The sequence below is a fragment of the Vibrio sp. R12-SW3-ISO1 genome (assembly GCF_059834005.1).
Genome location: NZ_JCBDGK010000043.1, coordinates 108,278 through 132,731, shown reverse-complemented (window position 1 = coordinate 132,731; position 24,454 = coordinate 108,278). Strand labels below are relative to the sequence as shown.

Genomic DNA, 24,454 nt, shown 5'->3' with positions numbered 1-24,454 from the left:
GCTTAGATCCTGACATATTACTCGTGAGGATATGCCTTAACAATCATATAAACTAAAAACTGAAGTACTGGGGAGGAAGAAAATCGTACTTTATATAGAGTTGGCCGCCTAGAAGCTACTGTTGATATAACGTGCCAACTTCACAATGACAAAAATTTATTACTACCAAGTAACGAGACATTTTAGTACCAAGATAAGTACCAAGACAAAAACTCAAACTAAACTTAATCAATATAAAACAACACATTAGAATTACAGTTCAGATGCCGCCAGCCCACCAAACGTTTGGAAAGGCGGTAAGTTATTGACTTGCCGCCTTTTTTTGTCTTTATTTTTCGTTCGTGTACCACTTTTACTAAAAGTCGGTACTAAAAATGCGCTACCTAAAGATATCCTCATCTGGTATTTGGCAATTAACTCGCCCTATCGCAGCTTCCATAGCTAAAACAATCCATTCTGCTCATCAATAATTTTGACTTACGTTCTATGAGTAATCATTTACTCATAAATAATCTAACTGCATATTAATGAGTAAAATTTTACTCATTACTTGAAAATAAACGACTTTACGAGTAAAGTTTTACTCATTGATAAGTAGAGGTGTTGTCAATGGAAGAACTAACCGTACAAGCTTTTATCAGAGGTGAATGGATAGATATCGGTATCATCTCATTCCCTAAAAGTAGCCAATATAATTTCCGAGTGACTGAGCTCAACTACATCAGCGACTATGCGCTAGAACATCACGATAAAGATGACTTTCACGCAGTTTCACTAAATCATCCTGTCTCATTCTTTTTTAATGACATGGGTAAACCTGGATGGTTAACGTTTCTAGACGATATTATGCCTAGTGGTGCGAGTAGACGATACTGGGTCAAACACCTAGACATTGACGACCTTAGTTCTGATGAACAAGACTATGTTTTGCTCAAGTTTGGCACAATGTCGCCTATTGGTAACTTAAGAGTAAAAGACTCTCTTCCTGAGCGCTACGAAGTAGCAGACAACCTCTACTTCTCTGTTGATGATGTTAAAAATCGAGCTGGTGATTTCCTCGACTATGCACAGCAAAGAGGGGCCGCTGCAGGTGGTGCAACAGGGGCTGGAGGTGAAGCGCCAAAACTGGTCCTCCGATGCGGTTTCGATCATGGATCGGGCAGCGAAAAAATATGGATTGATCCATACCAAGATGACAATAGCAACCACGACTTACATTACTTAGTAAAGTACCCTAGAGGCTCAAGAAGCACCATCGACTGTAATATTCTAAGAGCTGAGTTCTACTTCTACCACGAGCTAACAGAAATGGGAGTTGAAACAATCTCCACCGACGGCATGCGCTTGGAGGAAGGATTAAACTACCCTTCCTTGTGGCTTCCTCGATTTGATGTTCAAGTTATTGATCAACAAATCGAAAGATTTGGTATGGAGTCTGTGTATTCCATTTTGAACAAAGGCGCCGGAGTCACTCTTGATCACGAAACAACAATCCGAACTCTTATAGAAAAAATGACTGAAAGCAATATGGTTAAACACCAAGGGTATAGGTTTGATACTCAAGCTTTCGTCATTGAATGGGTGAAGAGAGATCTGCTCAACATATTGTTTGGTAATAGTGATAACCATGGCAGAAACACTTCATTCTTAAAAGGTGATGGAGTCATAAAGCTTGCTCCCGTATACGACTTCGCACCAATGAAAGCTGACCCTGAAGGCATTCCAAGAACAACAAAATGGAAAGCCCCACTAGAGGTTGGCGGAACTTACGACTTCGTAGGAATAGCGGACACCTTATCTGATCTCGTGCCAAAAGAAGTGTTATTACAAGAGCTAGAGGTTACAGCAAGTCAATGCATTGACTTAAAGCAGAGACTAGCATTACGAGGAGTGCCAGAACAAATCTTAGAGATGCCAGCCGTTGGACTTAATCATATATCAGAAAAGCTCACTAAATGGGGGCTACTATGAATAAGCTAAGCAATAAAGAGTCCGTACAAGATACAGTTGCTCGTCTAAGAGCAAAACGAAATCAACATCAGCCCAAGACTGGGACGAATGCAACTCATTCGACCAAAGAACGATCGCAACTTAATACTCCGACGAGATCGAAAACCTCAAAAAACGCCAAAGCAGTCAGTGCAGCAGAACGCAAAACAGAGGCAAACAAAATCATCAAACACTTATTGCTTGGAGAGCTAACACAAGGCCAAGCGTTGAAAAGTTTACGCATTAATATACTGGGACTCAAACAGGATGTGTTCGCAAGACTTGTCGATGTCTCAAGAAAAACACTCTCAGATATAGAGAATGATCGGGGCAGCTACAATACAGAGATTCTCAACAAGGTATTCAAACCATTTGGCTTAAAAGTCGGACTGATCCCTACTTCTGTCAGTACGTTAAAATCGTTGATAGATGATAAGCAAGCAGACTAAATTAGGCTTATGATGCTCACTGAGCCTCAACGGCTTGTTGGCTTAGCTTATGCTTCATATGACCGAGTACGTAGCGCAGCGTGCCATAGTCGTATTGTTCATTGAACGCTTCAAACAAAGGCTTTAACTTGTTTTCATTGATGCTGTTAAGCGCAGTCGCTTTCTGTTCAATGTCGCTGAGCGCATCAGGGCTAAGTTCCACTAATTGTTCGAGTTGGCACGCCCCGCTCTCAATGGCGGCGCTGAGGTGACTCTGTATCGTGGTCTCGGCCAGTTGACGGTGGGCAGCGACACTCGCAACCGACGCCATCTGGTGAAAGAGCTCAACCGACTGTTGCTCGGTATCGTTCAAGCGGCGCAGCTCAACGGGTTTGTCTTCCATTACGGCTAACAGCGCTTCACCATATTGACTCACTTTGGTATCACCAAACCCTGAAATATGACGAAGCTGATCCAATGTTTGGGGTCGAGCTTTGGCCATGGCTTTCAAACTGACATCTTGACAGATCACATACGCTGGCACGTTTTGCTCTTTCGCCAAGCGAGCACGTACGGCTTTCAAAGCAAGAAATTGCTCCGTACCTGAAGGAGATAATGAGTCTGCGGCGCTCGATTTCGTCGATTGGTTCGACTTCCCTTTGCGCAATGCGCGCAACTGGACACTCTGCTCGCCTTTTAAGATGGGACGACATTGCGGCGTGAGCACTAAACGGTTGTACTCACCTTCCACCCGTAGGTAATTCATCGCGATGAGTTGACGAAAGACGCCTTTCCATTGATTGGCATTGAGCTCGGTGCCAATCCCAAAGGTAGACACCTTGTCGTGACCGAATCGTTCAATGCGATCGTCGCGCTTGCCTAACAAGACATTGATAAGATATGTGACACCAAAACGCTGCTCACATCGGTATACCGTCGACAACGCCTTTTGAGCCGCCTCTGTGCCATCCCAAGTGGTTGGCGGCGTCAGGCAGTTGTCGCAGTGGCCACACGGCTCCTTCATCTGCTCATCAAAGTAAGCGAGAAGGGTTTGCCGACGGCACGTCACCAACTCACAGTAACCAAGTAGGGCATTCAGTTTTTGAATTTGCACTTGTTTATAGGCGTCACTACCGTCTGAGTTTTCTACCATCTGGCGCTGCATCACCATATCTTGCATCCCGTAGGCCATCCAAGCATTGGCGGGTTCGCCATCTCGGCCCGCGCGCCCCGTCTCTTGATAGTAGGACTCCAAGCTTTTCGGTAAACTCAAGTGAGCGACAAAACGCACGTCGGGTTTATCGATGCCCATACCAAACGCAATGGTCGCGACGATGATCACTCCTTCCTCACGCAGAAAACGTTGTTGATGCTCATTACGCTTTTCAACCGACATTCCGGCATGATACGCCAATGCGGTTCGACCTTTGCTCGCTAACCACTCTGCTGTCTCTTCCACTTTTTTACGCGATAGACAGTAGACGACACCCGCATCGTTCGCGTGATGCGCAGAGATGAATGACCACAAGTCATTCTTTGCATTGCTTGGCTCACTGACGTAGTAGCAAATATTGGGGCGATCAAAACTGTGGACAAACACTTGGGCCGATTGAAGCGCTAGCTGACTGATGATCTCTTGCTGCGTACGCTTATCAGCCGTTGCGGTAAGTGCAATGCGCGGCACGTTCGGAAAGCGTTGATGTAAAACAGAAAGCTGTTGATATTCTGGTCGGAAATCATGTCCCCATTGGCTCACACAGTGTGCTTCATCAATCGCAAAGAGCGATACGCGGCACTCGGAGAGCAAGTCGAGGGTTTGCGGCATCATCAAACGCTCTGGGGCGATGTAGAGAAGCTGAATCTCTTCACGTCGAATCTGATCTTCAACTTCACGCTGTTCATAGCGATCTAATGTGGAGTTGAGGTAGGCAGCGGCCACACCGACTTGCGCTAATGCATCAACCTGATCCTTCATCAAGGCAATCAACGGCGACACAACCACCCCCACGCCTTCTCGCACAATGGCTGGAATTTGGTAGCAGAGCGACTTTCCCCCGCCTGTCGGCATCAAGGTGAGCACATCACCGCCTTCAACCAACGTCTCGATGATCGATTGTTGCTGATGACGAAAATGATCGTAACCAAATACAGAATTGAGTACCTCTAACGGGGTCGGGCGATGCACGGCGAATATCCAAAGTTTGAAAGACAGTACCACTATCCTACCTCAATAGGCGCATCAATTCAGAGGAGATAACTGAGGTGTCTGCGGGCAACATCACCGCTTTCCATACTTACGTGCAGCTGTTTCATTCACTTACTTGACTCAGCAAATATGATCCAGCTCTCCCAATGCAGGTTAATCTTGTCGTACAATATGAAGTGAAACGTGATTTTAAAAAAAACTTTACTCCCTCTTTTATAGTTAGGTTCCCTTGTGACACATCTCGACTGGTTCGTACTTGCGCTCTATTTCGTTTTCTTACTGATCGTGACCAACGCGTTCAAACGCCACGCTTCCAATGCCGATGGCTTTATTAAAGGCAATGGCGCAATGACGTGGTGGATGGCGGGCGCCACCGCCTTCATGACGCAGTTTTCGGCATGGACATTTACTGGCGCGGCAGCTAAAGCGTTTGAAGATGGTCTCAGCATCATGTTTGTCTTTTGGGGCAATGCGTTAGGCTTTTTTGTTTCAGCGCTCTTTTTTGCGTCGCGTTACCGCCGCTTAAGGGTTGCTACGGCGATGGATGTGGTGCGTCTGCGTTTTGACAAGTTGTCTGAGCAAGTCTTCACTTGGTCGAGTTTTCCCATCACACTGATTGGCGCAGCGATTTGGCTTAATGGATTGGGCGCCTTTTTGTCGGCCACCTTTGGCATTAGTATCGACGTCACCATCGTCTCTATTTCTCTGCTGGTCACCTTTATTGCCCTCACCGGAGGGGTTTGGACGGTCTCTGCGACCAATGTGATCCAACTGGTGCTGTTGGTCACTATCACCATGGTCGTTGGGGCCACTGCGGCAAAGCACGTCGTGCGCCTACCGGTTGAATCTTTGTCAAACACCGTCATGGGCGAGAGCATTCACACCTGGCAGATTTTCATTGCTTGGGTGGCCATCATGCTGCTGAAACAAACGCTAACCACGAATAATGCCCTCAGCAGCTATCGCTTTCTCACCACCAGCAATGAGAAAGAAGCATCACGCTCGGCGTTGCTGGCTGGCGCGCTGTTTCTCGTCGCACCGCTGCTTTGGTTTGCCCCTCCTTGGTTTGTTGCTTCACTCAATATTGATTTGGGCTTGAGCTACCCAGAGCTCGGAGGTGGAGCCAACAACGCCGCCTACCTTTACTATATCGAACACTATATGCCACAAGGGCTATTAGGGCTCGTAATGGTGGCGATGTTAGCGGCGACCGTGTCTCCGATGACCACTGCGCTCAATCGCAACGCCGGCATTGTGGTCAGCAATGTCTATCTTTCCCTAATCAATCCGCACGCGAGCAGCGAACAACAGATGCGTCTAGGTAAAATCGCCACGGTCCTAACCGGTCTGATGGCTTGCGGCGTAGCGCTGTTGTTTGCTCGTATCGAAGACTACAGCCTGTTCGACATCATGATGATCTTCTCTGCCTTGCTGCACATGCCGATGTCGATTCCCTCACTATTGGCCATGCTCAACTTACGTACGCCGCCTTGGTCTGGCTGGGCGACGGTTCTGGTCGGCATCCTGGTTTCCGCTTGGATGCATTTTGTGTTCGATGTTCATTGGCTTGAGCCTTTCATCGGCCCGCTCAATCACAGAGAAAGTGTTGATATGATGGTGGTGTGCAGTCTCTTGGCGCATGTTATTGTCACTGGTGGTTTTTTCCTTTCTACCGCTTTGATGACTAAACGCCCCTATTTCAATCACACTGTGAGTGAGCGAATCCACACTCCGATTTCCTCGCAAGAACAAACGCCGATTGATCACGCCAACGGCATTTTTATGGGGAAAGCAATGACGGCGCTGGGCGTCATCGTGGCGCTGTTTGCTGTCACCACCGACAACTTCGCCGATGGCACGATTTTCGTCGCGATTGGCGGTGCGATATTGGCGTGCGGTTTTGCCTTGATGTCGATGTCTCTGCGTTTACGAAAACTTGATTCAGCTTGCGCTGCTGAGTGTTAATTACTGGCGCTCTCCATTTAAGCAATCACGTACTTATCTCACGGTGTAGAGTTCGGCTGCACATTTTTGAGACTGTGGGTTGTGGGTTGTGGGTTGTGGGTTGTGACAAGATTTGATGGAAACCTTACACAGAATCAAGCACTTCGCAAAACGAGGTTCGCCTAGCAATGTAAAAAGGAAAATAAGCATCGCAAATTTGAAAAAGATAGCTAAAATGTGCGTTTGCTTTGATTTGGTCAGAGCAAACATGCCTATGTAACCGTCCGTTTTTCTGAGGAAGTGACATTGAAAACGCTACATCTTTCCGCACAAAACCAAAACGATATCGAACAAGCGAAGTCGCTTCTTGCTTCTGGCGAGTTAGTAGCGATTCCGACCGAAACCGTTTATGGACTCGCGGCAGATGCCACCAACCCAGAGGCGGTAAAGAAGATTTTCTCGGCGAAAGGCAGACCGGCAAACCACCCGTTGATCGTACACATTGGCCAAGTGCAGCAGTTATCCGATTGGGCGACGGAGATCCCAGAGGAAGCGTACACCATTGCGAATGTCTTTTGGCCTGGTCCGGTTACCCTGCTACTAAAGAAATCGCCACAAGCTAATTCGGTCGTCTCGGGCGGTCTAGAGACCATTGGCGTTCGCATGCCAGCACACGACGTGTTTAATCAACTGCTCTCTAGCGGGCTCGCCGTTGCCGCCCCATCCGCTAACCCTTATAAGAAACTGAGTCCAACCTCAGCGTCGCACGTACTCAAATCGCTAGGCGGTCATATCGCTGCGGTGCTTGATGGCGGAGATTGTGCTCATGGCCTTGAGTCAACGATTGTCGATCTCACGCAACGTCCATTTCGAATCCTTCGCGCAGGTCCCATTAGCGCGGCGCAATTGTCACACACATTAGGTGAAGAAGTGTGTTCGCCTCAAGCGCATAATGTCGCCGTCCCGGGTAACGTGACCAGCCATTATCAACCTAACACCTCAGTGAAGTTGGTCGACATTCATCATCTACCGGAAGTAAAGGGAGAGGTGGCTTTGCTACACTACTCACCGTTACCTAGGGATTTGAATGTTCGCGCAATGAAAATGGCGGATAACGTGGCTCAGTACGCACACGATCTGTACCGTGCGCTTGATGATGCTGACCAATGGCACTGCGATGAGATTTGGGTAGAAACGCCACCACGCAGTGACGAGTGGGTCGCGGTGCACGACCGCCTCGGCCGTGCACAATCCAAGCTGTAATTGGGGCAGACTAAGCTAGCGAGTCATTTTTTTTACAAACACCACCACAAACAGAGCCATGGTGAAACTGCCTAAAAAAGCCTCAAGCGCAGCAATAAACCTCGCAACACCAACCGGTGAGATATCACCGTAACCGAGCGTGGTAAAGGTCACCACACTGAAATAGAGCGAGTTAAAAAACTCCAACAGATAAAAACGCCAGCCCGTCACCCCTTCGTAAATCGGATGCGCCCCTGTGGTATCAAGAAAGAAATAGGCCATCGCACACACCATGATCAAAAAGATCGAAAATAGCACCACGCGCACGGGGTCTTCGCCATAGCCACAAAACAGATCGACCGCTTTGGATATACACCGTTTGGTACTGAATTTGGGTAACTGATAACGACGAAAACGCATCTCACGTTTAAAGAAGTCTCCCGCCATCTCAAACAGTCCTTGTTTTTCGCACTGTTTACGAATGTTACGACACACCTCTTCCGCCTCCTGATAGAGACTGGCGGTGAGCGTTCTATTGTGCTTTTTCTTTGCTTGCCTGGCATCGAGTTCTTGTTTTAGGAAGCGTCCCCACTCGACATTTTCTAGCTTGGCACGCCCAAGATCTGCGCCCAATAAATTGCATTTATCCAATTTCGCACAGTGCAGATTGGCGCCGAGCATCTTGGCTTTCATCAAAGAGGAGCCTCGAAGATCTAAGCCAAAAAAATGCGCATCGGTGAGGTCTGCTCGATAAAAATCGGCCTCACGACAAAGATACCCGTCTTTACTGCCTCGATTGACCAAGTCTACATCCGTCAAATCGGTTTTCGCTAACTGAAAGCCATCCAGTGGCTTGCCCTCTGCGGCCCATTGCTCCACTTGCTGTTTGATGTCGTCATTACTTTTATCGATGTTCGGATCATGCCAATAGCACAGTCCTGACTCACCACTAATTTGATCGCAGCACCAACCATCTGGATTACGATAGCTGCATAACTGCTCATTCGAATTCATACATGCCGCTCCCTCACCGTGCCAACAAAAGGCTATCCCGTTGACTTTTTTAAGTGTAGAGCCAATAAGACGCAGCGCCAGATTAATTGGCGATGGTGACCATCACCGTAGTTTACTCACTCACATCGCACTGCGCTCTTAACCACTGTTTGAAGACCCGCGTGTGTGCGTTGTCCACATGGGTCAACACAAAATACCCTGCACCTGCTGGAATGGGCTCATAAGGTGCGACTAACCTTTGCATTGAGATTTCATCGCCCAGCAACGCCATACGGGCCAAGGCGACACCCACGTTCGCCTCTGCTGCCGACATCGCCATATCGGTGCGATTGAAAAAGTGACCACGCTGGCAGTCAAAATCCATCCCTTGCTGCTTGGACCAATAGCGCCACTCATGATCTCGAACGGCTCCTTGCCAAAGCATCGCATCATGCAGCAACGTCACCCGCGACCACGCCTCATTAGACGAGTGCGACGAAAAATGCTGCTGATAGTAATAGGGGCTCATCACAGGGAGCAGTGACTCCGCCATTAACAGTTCAGCGCGATCATCTTTGTAGGGGATCGGACCATAGTCGATCGCAATATCAAAGTCCTTATGCTGGCTATCCACCAATGCGCCCTCGGCAAAGGTGTGAACCTGAATCGTCGGGTGTAATCGATAGAAACTCTCTAAACGAGGGACGAGCCATTTAAACGCGAAAGAGGGGGTTAACTTCAGACGAATCTGCGCTGCTTCGCCGGAGGATCTCACTTGCGCGGTCACTTCTTCAATGGCTAACAGATGCGGCGTCACCCCCTCGATCAGTTTTCTCCCCTGCTCGGTTAAGCGAATCCCGCGCGGATGGCGTTCAAATACACTAAAACCCAAATGTTGTTCAATGGACTTTACCTGCTGACTGATGGCTCCCGGCGTGAGGTTTAGACGACTTGCTGCTTGGCTTATCGTCGGGTACTGCGCGACTTGGCACAGTAAATGAACACCTTGAAATAACATCTGGGTCATGAGCACTGCTTTTAGTTTTTCTAAATGATGTGTTTAATTTTTATCGATTGTTACGCAAATGTAAATCACAGATTCTTAGCCAAAATACCAATGAGGAGAATGATGTGAAGGTTGTGGTGATGGGCAGTGGAGTCATCGGACTCACGAGCGCTTGGATGCTCAATCAAGCAGGATGTGATGTGACGGTTATCGATCGTCAATCTCGCGCAGGCGAAGAAACCAGTTTTGCCAACGCAGGGCAAATCTCTTATGGCTACTCTTCTCCTTGGGCCGCTCCCGGCATTCCGCTCAAGGCGATCAAATGGTTATTCGAGCAACATGCGCCGCTAAAGATCAAACCTATGGTGAGCCGCGAGTTATTCATTTGGATGACGCAAATGCTGCGTAACTGCCAGCTAGAGCGCTATCGAGTGAACAAAGCACGCATGTTGACGATAGCAACTCGCAGCCAGAAGAGCTTAAAAAGGCTCAACCAAACGCACAAGCTCGATTATCAAGGACGCCAGAAAGGCACACTGCAACTGTTTCGTCATACTCAGCAATTGCAAGCGGTAGAAAAGGACATGGCGCTGCTTGCCGAGGCAGGCACTCGCTTTGAACTGCTCGATGCTAATCAGTGCCTTAACCAAGAGCCCGGTTTGGCTCATATGCAGGGTGAGCTGGTCGGCGGCCTCTATTTACCGGACGATGAAACCGGTGACTGCCACCTTTTTTGCCAAGAGCTCCAGCGTCTGTGTGAAGAGGCTGGCGTGCAGTTTCATTTCAATACCCGTATTCAACGTCTAACTGCGTCTCAGCAACGTGTCTGCGCCATTCACACGGATGCCGGTGATTTCACCGCCGATACCTTCGTTGTCGCAATGGGCAGTTACAGCAAGGCATTGTTAGAGCCGCTGGGGCTAACCCTCCCGATATACCCCGTCAAAGGCTATTCGCTTACCTTACCTGTCAGTGATGATCAGTATGCCCCCTCTTCCACCATTATGGACGAGACCTACAAAGTCGCCCTAACGCGCTTTGATGACAGAATCCGCGTGGCGGGTATGGCTGAATTGGCTGGCTTTGACGATAAGCTAACGGCCAAACGCCTGGCGACGCTCAATCATGTCGTCAGCAACCTCTTCCCTCGCGGTGCCTCTTTTGAGCATGCACAATATTGGAGTGGGTTTCGCCCAATGACGCCCGATGGCACGCCGATCATTGGCCCAACACCACTGAGCAACCTCTTCACTAATACAGGTCACGGTACGCTAGGATGGACGATGGCGTGTGGCTCCGCCGAAATATTAACCGATCTTGTCACTGGAGATCGTCATCAATACCCGCAACTGAGCATGAGCCGCTACGGCAAATAGTAGCATTCACTGAATTAACCGACATTATCAGCACATTTAACAAATAGAATTTGCGCTTTTCCATAAAACGCATCGACCACCAGATGCGTTTTACCATTCTCAGTTTTGGCACGAGAAGACTAAACGATGAAGTTTTAACCTACCATTTCTCTTCTGATTGGAATTTTGTGGATGGAGTCACGCCAAACAAGATTAATAGATAAATGATTTAACATTAAGGTTACAAAAAGGTTAATATGCTGTTCGCAATTAAACACAACACCCCTTTAAACGATATGCCGTTTTGTCGCTAAAGGGACTCAATAACTAACAGGGAAATTCATATGCAGTCATTTGTTGATTTTATGAATGGGATTATCTGGAGCCCGGCACTGATTTACTTGTGCTTGGGCGCGGGTTTGTTCTATTCAATCATGACTCGATTTGTACAAGTTCGACACTTCACCGAAATGTGGCGTTTGCTTCTGTCTGGAAAAAGTTCTTCTAAAGGCATCTCTTCATTCCAGGCTCTGGCCGTTTCACTCTCTGGTCGTGTCGGTACAGGTAACATTGCAGGTGTCGCTGCAGCGATCGGTTTTGGCGGCCCAGGTGCTGTCTTCTGGATGTGGACAGTCGCATTTTTTGGCGCGGCAACCGCGTATGCAGAATCGACACTGGCGCAAATCTATAAAGAAGAAGATAACGGCGAATTCCGTGGTGGTCCGGCTTACTACATCGAGAAAGCAATGGGTCAAAAATGGTATGCATGGATTTTTGCAGTCGCGACCATTTTTGCGTGTGGCTTCCTACTTCCTGGTGTGCAATCGAACAGCATCGGTAACGCAGTCGAGGCAGCATTTGGCTCAGGTGACATGATCGAAACGGCCATCGGCACCTTCAGTTTCGCGAAAATCTTCACCGGCACACTGATTTCTATCATTCTTGCGTTCATCATTTTTGGTGGTGTAAAACGCATTGCGAGCTTTACTCAGATTGTCGTGCCTTTCATGGCATTGGCGTACATCGTCACCGCTTTCATCATCATCCTACTGAACATTGGTGAAGTGCCACGCATCTTCGCAATGATCATCGGTGATGCATTCACGCCGATGGCAGGTGTGGGTGCCGCGATTGGCTGGGGTGTTAAACGTGGTGTTTACTCAAACGAAGCGGGTCAAGGTACAGGGCCTCACGCGGCGGCAGCGGCAAGTGTTGAGCACCCAGCGCAGCAGGGCCTAGTGCAATCTTTCTCTATCTACATTGATACTTTGCTTGTTTGTTCAGCCACGGCGTTCATGATCTTGATCACTGGCGCGTATAACGTTCACGGTGCAGAGGGCTTCATCATCCAGAATGTCGCGGCTGATATCGCGGCGAACGGCCCAGTGTTTACTCAAATGGCGATTGAAAGTGCACTGCCAGGCATCGGCAAACCGTTCATCGCTATCGCGCTGTTCTTCTTTGCCTTCACAACGATTCTGGCTTACTACTACATCGCAGAAACCAACGTTGCGTACATTCGTCGCCACTTCAAAGTTGACGGCTTGATGTTCATCCTTAAAGTCGCGTTGATTGCCGTGGTATTCTACGGCACCGTCAAAACCGCAAACCTCGCATGGGCGATGGGTGACGTCGGTGTAGGCTTGATGGCGTGGTTAAACATTGTCGGTATTTTGATCATCTTCTTTATGTCAAAACCTGCCCTAAAGGCACTGAATGACTACGAAGAGCAGCAAAAACAAGGTGTTGAAGAGTACACGTTCAACCCAGTGAAACTTGGCATCAAAGGCGCTGACTACTGGGAAGAAAAATACCGCAGAAAAACAGGACTCGATCCGAAAGCAGAAGCGGAATCAAAAACCAAGAGCGTTGAGCAACCTTCAACCTAATCGATAAATAAAAAGCAGTGGACGACCGTTTCGGTCATCAATAGAGGCAAACCAAGGTTTGCCTCTATTTTTTTGCTTGGCCGCTCATCCAAAGACGAAAAAAAACCAGCCTATCAGGCTGGTTCTTAACATTAGTCGGAAAAATTATTCCCACTCAATCGTCGCTGGCGGCTTACCTGAGATGTCGTAAACCACGCGAGAAATGCCGTCTACTTCGTTGATGATACGGTTAGAGACTTTACCAAGGAAGTCATACGGTAGGTGTGCCCAATGAGCGGTCATAAAGTCAATGGTTTCGACTGCACGCAGTGACACAACCCAGTCGTACTTACGGCCATCACCCATAACGCCTACAGAACGAACCGGTAGGAAGACCGTGAACGCTTGAGAGACTTTGTGGTAAAGGTCAGCAGCATGCAGCTCTTCAATGAAGATCGCATCCGCACGACGCAGTAAATCACAGTACTCTTTCTTGATTTCACCAAGTACGCGCACACCAAGACCCGGTCCTGGGAATGGGTGGCGATATAGCATGTCGTAAGGTAGACCTAATTCTAGACCGATCTTACGTACTTCATCTTTAAACAGCTCACGTAGTGGCTCAACCAAGCCCATCGCCATATCTTCAGGTAGACCACCCACGTTATGGTGAGATTTGATCACGTGTGCTTTGCCCGTCTTTGACGCCGCAGACTCAATCACGTCTGGGTAGATGGTGCCTTGCGCTAACCATTTCGCGTTTTTCAGCTTCTTCGACTCTTCATCAAACACATCAACAAAGACGTGACCGATGGTCTTACGCTTCTCTTCAGGATCCGACTTGCCTTCTAGTGCGGCAAGGAAACGCTCTTCTGCGTCGACTTTGATGATGTTTAGGCCAAATTTATCGCCAAACATATCCATCACTTGTTGACCTTCGTTTAGGCGTAGCAGACCGTTATCAACGAAGACACAAGTTAACTTGTCGCCAATTGCGCGGTGAACCAACATCGCTACAACCGAAGAGTCAACACCGCCGGATAGACCAAGGATAACTTCGTCATCACCCACTTGCTCTTTGATGCGAGCAACCGCATCTTCAATAATGGATTCAGAGGTCCAAAGACGCTCACAGCCACACACGCCAAGCACAAAGTTCTCAAGCATTTGTAGGCCTTGCTTGGTGTGCGTCACTTCAGGGTGGAACTGCACGCCGAAGTATTTTTTCTCTTCATTGGCCATCGCCGCGTAAGGACAGGTGTCCGTTTCGCCCACTTTGACGAAGTCTGCTGGAATCTCAACAACCTTGTCACCGTGACTCATCCAAACATCTTGGGTCAGGTCTAGGTCTTTAAATAGTGAAGATTCGCCTGACACTTTGACTTGCGCATAGCCAAATTCGCGTTCATTGGAACCGGCAACTTTACCACCTAGCTGCTCTGCCATTGTCTGCATGCCGTAGCACACACCGAGCACTGGCACACCAGAGTCAAATACGTATTGAGGAGCACGTGGCGAGTTCTCTTCGGTGACGCTTTCTGGTCCACCAGATAGGATGATACCGTCTGGGTTGAACTCACGAATATCTGATTCTTCAACGTCCCAACTCCACAGTTCACAGTAGACACCGATTTCACGTACACGACGTGCGACAAGTTGGGTGTATTGCGATCCGAAATCGAGGATCAAGATACGTTGGTCATGAATATTTTTGGTCATTTGAGCAGTCTTTTTAAGCTGGGTTAAGAAAACGAGGCGAGTGTACCCGCCTCTCTTCAATGCTTCAAGGAAAAAGCAAACGTTTTCGTCGAGGGATTCTTGTCTAAGAAATTAACCGCGACGGTAGTTTGGTGCTTCCTTAGTAATTTGAACATCGTGGACGTGAGATTCCGCCATACCAGCACCAGAGATACGAACGAACTCAGCTTTGGTACGCATGTCTTCAATCGTCGCGCTGCCCGTTAGGCCCATGCTTGAGCGTAGACCACCCATTTGCTGGTGAACGATCTCTTTTAGGCGGCCTTTGTACGCGATACGCCCTTCGATACCTTCAGGGACAAGCTTGTCTGCGGCATTGTCCGTTTGGAAGTAACGGTCAGAAGAACCTTGAGACATCGCGCCCAATGAACCCATACCACGATACGCTTTGTAAGAACGACCGTTGTAAAGAATCACTTCACCCGGAGCTTCTTCAGTACCCGCAAACATCGAGCCCACCATCACACACGATGCGCCAGCAACGATAGCTTTACAGATGTCGCCTGAGAAACGGATACCGCCGTCAGCGATAACGGGAATACCGTGTTGATTTGCCACTTCCGCCGCATCAGCGATGGCCGTTACCTGAGGAACACCCACGCCCGTTACGATACGAGTAGTACAAATAGAGCCTGGGCCGATACCGACTTTCACTGCGCTAACGCCTGCATCGATAAGGGCTTTCGCACCGGCACCCGTTGCGACGTTACCGCCAATGATATCGAGATTAGGGTATGCCGCGCGAGTTTCACGGATACGGTTAAGAACACCTTCAGAGTGGCCGTGTGAAGAGTCGATCAAAAGCACGTCAACCCCAGCTTCAACCAATGCCGCAACACGCTCTTCGTTGCCCGCTCCAGCACCCACTGCCGCACCAACACGAAGACGACCGCGCTCATCTTTACACGCGTTCGGTTTACGTTCTGCTTTGTGGAAGTCTTTTGCAGTGATCATGCCCGTGAGTTGGAATTCATCGTTAACCACCAACACTTTTTCAACGCGCGCTTCGTGCATCTTCTCTTGCACTTCAGCACGAGTTGCCCCTTCTTTTACTGAAGCAAGGCTCTCTTTTGGCGTCATCACTGAAGAGACTTTCTTTGTGAGGTCCGTAACAAAGCGCACGTCACGACCGGTGATAATACCGACCAGCTCGTTGTTCTCTGTGACGACAGGGAAGCCAGCAAAGCCGTGCTTATCTGTCAGTGCAACCACATCCGCGATGGTCGCTTCAGGGTTAACGGTAACAGGATCAGTGACCACACCCGCTTCAAATTTCTTAACTTTGCGAACTTCTGCCGCTTGCTGCTCAATCGACATATTCTTGTGGATAAAGCCAATGCCACCTTCCTGCGCAAGAGCGATAGCCAGACGGGCTTCCGTCACGGTATCCATAGACGCAGAAATCATCGGAATATTAAGAGTGATATTTTTCGTCAACTGAGTGCGAAGATCAGCTGTGTTTGGGAGAACGGTGGAGTGTGCTGGCACAAGCAGTACGTCGTCGAATGTCAGCGCTTCTTTGGCAATTCTTAGCATTTGCAATATCTCACAATTAGAGGAGTAAAAAGAACAATCCAATCTCATCGTTTCGCATAATGAGGGCAACCTATTCACACTAGAGTGTGCGAGAACAATGTTGCATTTGGATTAGATATTGCGGACGGATTATACGGTCAACGCAAACGCTTGGCTACACATTTTTCTACTTTTTATTTGCAATCATCCCCTTGCTATGTATTATATTTCCGCTAATTTCCATACCCACGTCCATGGGATTAGTTGTGCCTGTATCCACCAATCAAAACATTTTCACTGTCTCTCGCCTCAACGCAGAAGTTCGCCTGCTGCTTGAAAACGAAATGGGTATCGTTTGGTTGGTCGGAGAGATCTCCAACTTCTCTGCCCCGGTGTCTGGTCACTGGTATCTCACCCTTAAAGACTCCCGAGCTCAAGTCAAATGCGCGATGTTTCGCGGCAATAATCGTCGTGTCACGTTCAAACCGGCTAACGGCAATCAAGTATTAGTCAAAGCGCGTCTCTCGTTGTATGAACCTCGCGGCGACTATCAGTTGATCATTGAAAGCATGCAGCCGGAAGGCGATGGCCGACTCCAGCAAGAGTTTGAAGCGCTTAAAATGAAGTTGGCCGCTGAAGGCCTGTTTGCACAGACTAACAAGAAGCCGCTGCCTGAGCATCCGAAACGGGTCGGCATCATTACCTCGAAAACCGGCGCGGCGCTCTACGATATTCTGGATGTACTGAAGCGACGTGACCCTTCACTGCCGGTGATTATTTACCCGACATTAGTACAAGGTGACGATGCCGCGATTCAAATCGCGCAAGCCATTGGTTGTGCCAACAGCCGTAACGAATGTGATGTCTTGATCGTCGGTCGTGGCGGGGGCTCTCTAGAAGATTTATGGTGCTTTAACCACGAGGTCGTAGCTCGAACAATTGCGGCGAGCCAAATCCCGATTATCAGTGCGGTTGGACATGAAGTGGATGTGACCATCGCCGATTTCGTCGCCGATATGCGCGCGCCTACCCCCTCGGCAGCCGCTGAGCTAGTGAGCCGCGATAACAGCCATAAAGAGCAAGCGCTCGCTAGCCGTGAGCATAAACTGCTCAGTGCGTGGCGCCAGAGAGTGTCTGAGCAACAACGCAACCTGACTGGCCTGCTGCATCGTCTCGAACGTCAACATCCCACTCATCAGCTTCAACGTCAGAGCCAGCAGTTAGATGAACTCGAAATTCGCCTCAAGCGAGCGATGGATAATGGATTGCGCAGTGCAGAGCAACGAGTCGAGCGACTGCACTATAAACTCAACCTGCATAGCCCTGCACATAAACTCGCCAATCAACACGCAAGCATGATCCGTTTAGAGCAACAACTGATCGACGCGATGAATAAACGTTTGACCTATCAACGCCATCAACTCGCGTTAGCGGCGGAAACGTTAGATGCGGTCAGCCCACTGGCGACATTAAAACGTGGCTACTCGATCAGCCAAAACGCACAAGGCGATGTAGTGACCTCCACAAAGCAAATGAAATCAGGTGACACCTTAGTCACCCGATTAGCCGATGGCACCCTCTTTTCTACGATTTCTTAGAGTCAATAGGACGGAACTCAAATCGAATCGCTGATTTCGATTTGAGTTCATTGCACTGATTACAAAAATAATTTGCCGCGCCGCACGCTTGCAGCTTCTCTAATTCGCTGTCGCACTGTGGGCACCAACCGATCTTGTTGTAATCATGTTGGCACTGTGTGCAGTGGTAGTGGCCATTCCACTCCAACTCTTGCTGACAACTTGGGCATAGATTGGTGTTCATGATCTGTCTTACCTTTTTAATTTAGCTTAAACTAATATACAAAAATCCCACCTCCAACTCAATATCACACCGACTAGCTTGCTCTCGTCGCTCTATGCTTCTATCAATGATCATAACAAGATCATCGGCAAAAGCCGCTGTGATCAGCGATCTCCCCTTAAAAGAACATTTATATAACCACACACCGAAAGCATAAGTTACATATGCTGCATTTCAATTTTTAAAAGCACAATCAACCAATAAAGATTAAAAACACACACTTAAACCAGACTTAATAAAATGATCACTCATCCAAATACACAGTATGTAACTCGAAAATGAGTGGAAAAGAGGGATAGGCTCTTTGGTAGAGCCCATTGATGACATAAAAAAACGCCTTAGCAAGCTAAGGCGTTTTGACCATCATGTGATTATTCAGATAGGGCTACTTCTTACGGTTCTTCACCATGCCCATTAAGCGTTTGCGTTTACGCTCTTGTGATAGGGTCATCTTGCTCGATTTACCTTCATACGGGTTTTCACTGTTCTGGAAAGTAATTCGAATCGGTGTGCCCATAATCTCAAGCGATTTACGGAAGTAGTTCATCAAGAAGCGCTTGTAAGAGTCTGGAAGCTCATTCACTTGGTTGCCGTGAATCACCACGATCGGTGGGTTGTATCCCCCAGCGTGGGCGTATTTTAGCTTCACACGACGTCCACGTACCAAAGGTGGCTGGTGATCGTCGGTTGCCATCTTCATGATTCGGGTCAGAACAGAGGTACCCACGCGAGTAGTGGCAGACTTGTACGCCTCTTGAACCGATTCAAACAGGTGACCTACACCCGTACCGTGTAACGCCGAAATAAAGTGAATGCGTGCAAAATCAACGAAGCCTAAGCGGCGATCCAGCTCTTTCTTGACGTGCTCTTTCACGTCCATATCAAGGCCATCCCACTTATTGACCGCAATCACGATCGAGCGTCCAGCGTTGAGCGCAAAACCGAGTAGGCTTAAGTCTTGGTCTGATATGTTTTCACGCGCATCAATGACCAGAAGAACCACGTTAGCATCTTCAATCGCTTTCAATGTTTTCACCACCGAGAACTTCTCAACGGTTTCATTGATACGTTTACGACGACGTACACCAGCGGTGTCAATTAGGACATATTCACGGCCATCACGTTCCATCGGAATGTAGATAGAGTCACGAGTGGTACCCGGCATATCGTACACAACCACACGCTCTTCACCCAGAATACGGTTAGTGAGTGTCGACTTGCCAACGTTAGGTCGACCGATGATCGCCAATTTAATCGGCTGATCTTGTAGGCGTTTAAACTCTTGTTCCGCCTCTTCCTCGCTGTATTCCAGTTTTTCTTCTTCATCAATGAAGTCAGTGAGGTCTTCAATTTCGCCGTTGGCTTCTTCAAGCAACTGCTCAGCAAACGGGTTAAGCGCACGGTCAATCAGTGCACCAACACCACGGCCATGAGCGGCAGCGATTTGGTACATGTTGTCCATACCCAGTTGCCAAAACTCAGCGCTGGCCGCTTCGGCATCGATACCGTCGACTTTGTTTACCACCAGCATCGCTGGCTTTTCAATCTTACGTAGATGAAGGGCAATGGCTTCGTCCGCCACAGTCAGACCTGCGCGGCCGTCCACCATGAATAGCACAACATCCGCTTCATCAATCGCGGCGAGTGACTGCTGGGCCATTTTGGTTTCAACGCCCTCTTCCGTGCCGTCGATACCGCCAGTGTCTACGACGATAAATTCATGCTCACCAAGTTTCGCTTGGCCATATTTACGGTCGCGAGTTAAGCCAGGGAAATCCGCCACTAACGCATCACGCGTGCGCGTTAGTCGGTTAAACAACGTCGATTTACCAACGTTTGGACGCCCTACAAGAGCAACAACAGGTACCATAACAACCTCTACAATCTTTTTCTCATATGTAGTTATAGGTAAGGACTGATGACGAGACCAATTTTTACCTATAACTACGTAGCGTTAACAATAAAACGGCTCCCAACTGAGTAACCAGCTAGGAGCCGAATGTGAATTATATCACATGATCATGGGTTGATCGTCTGTTTCTTTACATCGCCATTGCGAGTAACCGTGACAAGTCCACCCGGTACGGCGATAGGTGCGACCGCGAAGCCGCTGTCATCTAATTGCTGCTGAGCAACAAATTCGCCGGTACGTCGATCCATCCAGTGCAAGAAGCCTAGACTATCACCGACGACTACGTAACCATTGAGCATGACTGGCGCCGTTAGCAAACGGTGCTCAAGCTGATCATTGCTCCAAAGCTCAGTACCACTGCGCGCATCAACCGAGACAATGTGGTCTTTATCAGTCACCAAGAATAAACGACTGCCTTCACTCGCCATATCGGTGGATGAAGAGTAGTTACGCTTCCAGCTTGGTGTGCCTGAACGCAGATCAATCGCGGTCAACTGCCCGTTGTAACCGACAATGTATAGCGTGCTGCCCAAAATCAGTGGTGAAGCATCAACATCCACCAAACGATCGATTTCGGTCGCCCCTTGCGGTGTACCAATGGGTTGCTGCCAAATCAATTGACCACGCTCGACAATCGCTGCCGCCAAACGACCGTTCGCCGTTCCCCAGAAAACGCCACCAGACACCGTCACAGGCGCGCTGTTACCACGCAGAGTCAGGTTCGGCACTTCAGTGCTGATGGACCATTTGCTCTCGCCCGATTCTTGATCCAGGGCGATCAGCACACCGTCACTGGTATGAACAATCACTAAGTTACTGTCTACTGCAGGGGCAGCCAGCACTTCACCTTTGACAGCGGTCTGCCAATTGAGCGCACCGGTTTCTTCATCAAGGGCAATCACCTGACCATTTTCACTGCCAATAAACAGCTGACCATAACCGGCGGTAATACCACCAGATAAACGTGCAGAGCCCTCTTTTTCCAGATCCGCTTGCCAAATCGCTTTGCCCGTTTCAGGGTTGAGTGCTTTCACCACACCATCACGACTGGCAACAAACACTTTATCGTAGGCGTATTCGGGTGAAAGTTGCGAGTAGTACATGCCCACACCTTTCCCTGCCGACGCACTCCATGCGCTCTTGGTCGTGAACTCATTGTCCACAACCGGTGTCGGCGCCATGATAATGGTATCTTCCTCTCCAGCACACCCTGCAAGCAAGCCAAGAACCAGCGCCGTAGAGAGTGCTTTATTGAGCATTGTCTTCATGCGCATCCTTACTTAGCGAGATCGTCCAGCTTCATTTGCAGAGCCTGACTTGGCTCGCCAGACTGTTGAGCTTGGGTGTAGGCGGCATATGCCCCTTCTTCATCACCCTTGAGTAAAAGAATATCGCCTTTCAACTCTTCTACACGCCCCATCCAAGTTTCGTCGTTGATGTTAGCCAACTCTGAGATCGCCGCATCAAAGTCTGTTTGCTGAGCTTGAATACGCGCAATTCGGTAGTGAAGGACACTCAACAGCGCTTGGTCTTTAGTGGCCGATTTTGCCCACTCGAGCTGCGCTACTGCTTCATCCAAGTTACCTGCATCAACCTGAGCTTTCGCCAATTGCATCGCCGCCAATACCGCGTATTGCGACTCGCCATTCGCCTCAATAAACCCTTGCACGTTAGCAGTGGCATCTACGCCTTTGACTGCCAACTCTTGAATCACGGTGGTGTAACTCTCAGAGGCTGCTTCCTGGGCTGCTGTGACGGAGTCTTGGTAATAACGCCAACCAAACAGACCACCCAAACCAATGACGGCACCGAAAATGACCGCTTTGCCATTTTCTTTCCACCAATCTTTAATCGCTTCTACTTGTTGTTCTTCAGAATCGTAGAGTTCCACTTCCTGTCCTCTTAAAATCGAAAAAAGTGGCGCATAAAGGTCGCCACTTCCTATTATCGGGTTATACCAACTGCGCTAATTTGCTCGCCACATCGGCATGGCTGATTGTTTCTTGTGTACCACCAATCAGATCTTTCACGACGACCGTGCTGTCTGCGACTTCATTCTCGCCGAGAACCAGCGCCACCGCTGCACCCACTTTGTCCGCACGCTTGAATTGCTTCTTAAAGTTGCCGCCGCCAAAGTGATTCATCACTCGCAGGCCTGGTACTTGCTCGCGCAACTGCTCAGCTAATTTCATTCCAGCCATCATGGTGCCTTCACCCGCGGTGACCATGTAAACATCGACGCTGCGACGCACATCGGTCAACTCAAGGGTTTCTAGCATCAGAACCAAACGCTCAAGGCCCATAGCAAAACCAACCGCAGGCGTTGCCTTGCCACCGAGTTGCTCAACCAGGCCGTCGTAGCGACCACCGCCACACACCGTACCTTGCGCACCAAGGCTTTCCGTTATCCACTCAAATACCGTGCGGTTGTAGTAATCCAAACCACGCACCAAACGCTCATTGACTGTGTATTCGATACCTGCTGCGTCGAGAAGTTCACAAAGGCCGGCAAAATGTTGCTTTGAGTCTGCGTCTAAGTAGTCAGACAGACGAGGGGCATCACCGAGTACCGCTTGGATTTCTGGGTTCTTGGTATCCAACACTCGCAGCGGGTTAGTGTGCATACGACGCTTGCAATCGTCGTCCAGAATATCCATGTGCTGAGTAAGAAACTCGATTAACGCTTCGCGGTATTCAGCACGCGCGTCAAGAGAGCCAATCGAGTTCAACTCTAGACGTACATGTTTATCAATACCAAGCTCGCGCCACAGACGCGCCGTCATCATGATCAGCTCTGCGTCGACGTCAGGGCCATCGAGACCAAACACTTCGACACCACATTGGTGGAATTGACGGTAGCGACCTTTCTGCGGACGTTCATGACGGAACATTGGGCCCATGTACCATAGACGCTGCTCTTGATTGTAGAGCAAGCCATTTTCAATTCCGGCGCGAACACAGCCCGCCGTGCCTTCTGGGCGAAGGGTTAAACTGTCACCATTGCGGTCTTCAAAGGTGTACATCTCTTTTTCAACCACGTCGGTGACTTCACCAATCGCGCGGCTAAATAGATGAGTCATCTCAACAATCGGCATGCGCACTTCATTGTAACCGTAAGCGCTGATTACGTTTTTCACTGCGGTTTCAAGTTTTTGCCACAGTGGAGATTGAGTTGGGAGACAATCGTTCATGCCTCGGATTGCTTGAATTGTTTTTGCCACAATAATTACCGTAATCGTTGGTTGAGAGTTATTACTCTTGTACTTTTACATCAATGCGATTTTGCGAATCCATCAACGCGGCTTTAGCGCGGATCTTCGCTTCGAGTTGACTCACGAGATCGTCGTTATCAAATCGCTCTTTTTGACGTTTGCCATCTTCATAGAAGGCACTTTTCTTGTTACTGCCTGCCAAACCCAAATGCGACACTTCCGCCTCACCGGGTCCATTGACCACACAGCCAATAATTGAAACATCCATCGGTGTGATAATGTCTTCAAGACGCTGCTCTAGCGCATTGACCGTACCAATCACATCAAATTCTTGGCGAGAACAACTCGGACACGCAATAAAGTTGATCCCGCGGGAGCGGATGCGCAGCGATTTTAAGATATCAAAACCGACCTTGATCTCTTCAACTGGGTTCGCCGCAAGCGAGATGCGCAGCGTATCGCCAATCCCTTCTGCCAGCAGCATGCCGAGTCCAACCGCAGATTTGACTGAACCCGCACGCGCTCCGCCTGCCTCAGTAATACCTAGGTGTAGTGGCTGATCGATTTTTTTCGCCAACAGTCGGTAGGAATCCACCGCAAGGAAAACATCGGATGCTTTGACACTCACTTTAAACTGATCAAAGTTGAGGCGATCTAAGATATCAACATGACGCATCGCCGATTCCACCAAGGCTTCTGGGGTCGGCTCGCCATATTTCATCTGGATATCTTTTTCCAAAGAACCGCCGTTCACGCCGATACGAATTGGAATGTTTTTATCCCTTGCACAATCGACGACCGCACGAATGCGATCTTCTTTACCGATGTTACCTGGGTTGATACGCAAACAATCGACGCCGTATTCCGCAACCTTGAGTGCGATGCGGTAGTCAAAGTGAATATCCGCCACCAGCGGAATCGACACTTGCTGCTTGATCTGCTTGAAAGCCTCGGCAGCATCCATTGTCGGTACCGAGACGCGGACGATATCCGCACCCACATTTTCAAGGGCACGAATTTGCGCCACGGTGGCGTCAACGTCTGTAGTACGAGTGTTGGTCATCGACTGCACCGCAATCGGCGCACCGTCACCAATAGGTACGTCGCCCACATAGATACGAGTCGAGGGGCGACGTTTGATAGGAGATTCGTGTTGCATAGTAATG

The 24,454-nt window shown here is 48.9% G+C and carries 18 protein-coding genes; 7 read left to right on the top strand and 11 right to left on the bottom strand.

All coding sequences use genetic code 11. The annotated features are described in order from the left end of the window. Positions 1–609 precede the first annotated feature (609 nt). Together AC6R0R_RS13290 and AC6R0R_RS13285 are read left to right on the top strand one after the other, a co-directional pair. Positions 610–1,971 carry a type II toxin-antitoxin system HipA family toxin gene (locus tag AC6R0R_RS13290; protein WP_500627032.1) on the top strand — a complete coding sequence of 454 codons (1,362 nt, stop codon included), beginning with the start codon at positions 610–612 and terminating at the stop codon, positions 1,969–1,971. Further along, positions 1,956–2,438, top strand: a complete 483-nt coding sequence (locus AC6R0R_RS13285) for a helix-turn-helix transcriptional regulator (RefSeq protein WP_500627031.1) — start codon at positions 1,956–1,958, stop codon at positions 2,436–2,438. The genes AC6R0R_RS13290 and AC6R0R_RS13285 overlap by 16 nt, the downstream gene beginning before the upstream one ends. A 16-nt stretch (positions 2,439–2,454) precedes the next feature. Here the strand turns inward: AC6R0R_RS13285 and recQ are convergent, their stop codons facing one another. Beyond that, positions 2,455–4,635 (bottom strand): DNA helicase RecQ, encoded by a 2,181-nt coding sequence (gene recQ, locus AC6R0R_RS13280; RefSeq protein WP_500627030.1) that lies wholly within the window; start codon positions 4,633–4,635, stop codon positions 2,455–2,457. Positions 4,636–4,854: 219 nt separating this feature from the next. On the opposite strand from recQ, the gene AC6R0R_RS13275 reads away from it, so the two are divergent. Both AC6R0R_RS13275 and AC6R0R_RS13270 read left to right on the top strand, forming a co-directional pair. Then, complete coding sequence (locus tag AC6R0R_RS13275) at positions 4,855–6,588, top strand: sodium:solute symporter family transporter (protein WP_500627029.1); 1,734 nt, start codon at positions 4,855–4,857, stop codon at positions 6,586–6,588. 285 nt (positions 6,589–6,873) lie between these two features. Next, positions 6,874–7,830 carry an L-threonylcarbamoyladenylate synthase gene (locus AC6R0R_RS13270; RefSeq protein WP_500627028.1) on the top strand — a complete coding sequence of 319 codons (957 nt, stop codon included), beginning with the start codon at positions 6,874–6,876 and terminating at the stop codon, positions 7,828–7,830. A gap of 15 nt (positions 7,831–7,845) precedes the next feature. On the opposite strand, the gene AC6R0R_RS13265 is transcribed toward AC6R0R_RS13270, so the two are convergent. Next, complete coding sequence (locus tag AC6R0R_RS13265; RefSeq protein WP_500627027.1) at positions 7,846–8,823, bottom strand: ion channel; 978 nt, start codon at positions 8,821–8,823, stop codon at positions 7,846–7,848. A gap of 112 nt (positions 8,824–8,935) precedes the next feature. Continuing rightward, positions 8,936–9,829 carry a LysR substrate-binding domain-containing protein gene (locus tag AC6R0R_RS13260; protein ID WP_500627026.1) on the bottom strand — a complete coding sequence of 298 codons (894 nt, stop codon included), beginning with the start codon at positions 9,827–9,829 and terminating at the stop codon, positions 8,936–8,938. A 47-nt stretch (positions 9,830–9,876) separates the two neighbouring features. Between AC6R0R_RS13260 and AC6R0R_RS13255 the strand changes: the two genes are divergently transcribed. Next, positions 9,877–11,184 carry a D-amino acid dehydrogenase gene (locus AC6R0R_RS13255; RefSeq protein WP_500627025.1) on the top strand — a complete coding sequence of 436 codons (1,308 nt, stop codon included), beginning with the start codon at positions 9,877–9,879 and terminating at the stop codon, positions 11,182–11,184. A 323-nt stretch (positions 11,185–11,507) separates the two neighbouring features. Next, entirely contained in the window at positions 11,508–13,052 is a 1,545-nt protein-coding gene (locus AC6R0R_RS13250; RefSeq protein ID WP_334551299.1) for an alanine/glycine:cation symporter family protein, read from the top strand. A gap of 144 nt (positions 13,053–13,196) precedes the next feature. On the opposite strand, the gene guaA is transcribed toward AC6R0R_RS13250, so the two are convergent. Both guaA and guaB read right to left on the bottom strand, forming a co-directional pair. After that, a complete protein-coding gene (gene guaA, locus AC6R0R_RS13245; protein WP_500627024.1) occupies positions 13,197–14,750 on the bottom strand; it encodes a glutamine-hydrolyzing GMP synthase in 1,554 nt (517 codons plus the stop codon). Positions 14,751–14,861: 111 nt separating this feature from the next. Then, positions 14,862–16,325 (bottom strand): IMP dehydrogenase, encoded by a 1,464-nt coding sequence (gene guaB / locus AC6R0R_RS13240; RefSeq protein WP_334551301.1) that lies wholly within the window; start codon positions 16,323–16,325, stop codon positions 14,862–14,864. 233 nt (positions 16,326–16,558) lie between these two features. Between guaB and xseA the strand changes: the two genes are divergently transcribed. Beyond that, the gene (xseA, locus tag AC6R0R_RS13235; RefSeq protein ID WP_500627023.1) at positions 16,559–17,902 is read left to right on the top strand and encodes an exodeoxyribonuclease VII large subunit; all 1,344 of its coding nucleotides are present in this window, start codon (positions 16,559–16,561) and stop codon (positions 17,900–17,902) included. Here xseA and AC6R0R_RS13230 read toward each other — a convergent pair. From AC6R0R_RS13230 to ispG, 6 genes are all read right to left on the bottom strand, one after another. Continuing rightward, entirely contained in the window at positions 17,889–18,125 is a 237-nt protein-coding gene (locus tag AC6R0R_RS13230; RefSeq protein WP_334551304.1) for a zinc ribbon domain-containing protein, read from the bottom strand. The genes xseA and AC6R0R_RS13230 overlap by 14 nt on opposite strands. 424 nt (positions 18,126–18,549) lie before the next feature. Further along, the gene (der, locus tag AC6R0R_RS13225) at positions 18,550–20,034 is read right to left on the bottom strand and encodes a ribosome biogenesis GTPase Der (protein ID WP_334551306.1); all 1,485 of its coding nucleotides are present in this window, start codon (positions 20,032–20,034) and stop codon (positions 18,550–18,552) included. 149 nt (positions 20,035–20,183) lie between these two features. Then, a complete protein-coding gene (bamB, locus tag AC6R0R_RS13220; protein WP_500627022.1) occupies positions 20,184–21,344 on the bottom strand; it encodes an outer membrane protein assembly factor BamB in 1,161 nt (386 codons plus the stop codon). Between the two features lie 8 nt (positions 21,345–21,352). Then, positions 21,353–21,967 carry a YfgM family protein gene (locus AC6R0R_RS13215; protein WP_500627021.1) on the bottom strand — a complete coding sequence of 205 codons (615 nt, stop codon included), beginning with the start codon at positions 21,965–21,967 and terminating at the stop codon, positions 21,353–21,355. Positions 21,968–22,028: 61 nt separating this feature from the next. Continuing rightward, on the bottom strand, positions 22,029–23,297 hold the full coding sequence (gene hisS / locus AC6R0R_RS13210; protein WP_334551311.1) for a histidine--tRNA ligase: 1,269 nt from the start codon (positions 23,295–23,297) through the stop codon (positions 22,029–22,031). Positions 23,298–23,328: 31 nt separating this feature from the next. Further along, positions 23,329–24,447: a flavodoxin-dependent (E)-4-hydroxy-3-methylbut-2-enyl-diphosphate synthase gene (gene ispG / locus AC6R0R_RS13205; RefSeq protein ID WP_334551312.1), complete on the bottom strand. Its 1,119-nt coding sequence runs from the start codon at positions 24,445–24,447 to the stop codon at positions 23,329–23,331. Positions 24,448–24,454 lie beyond the last annotated feature (7 nt).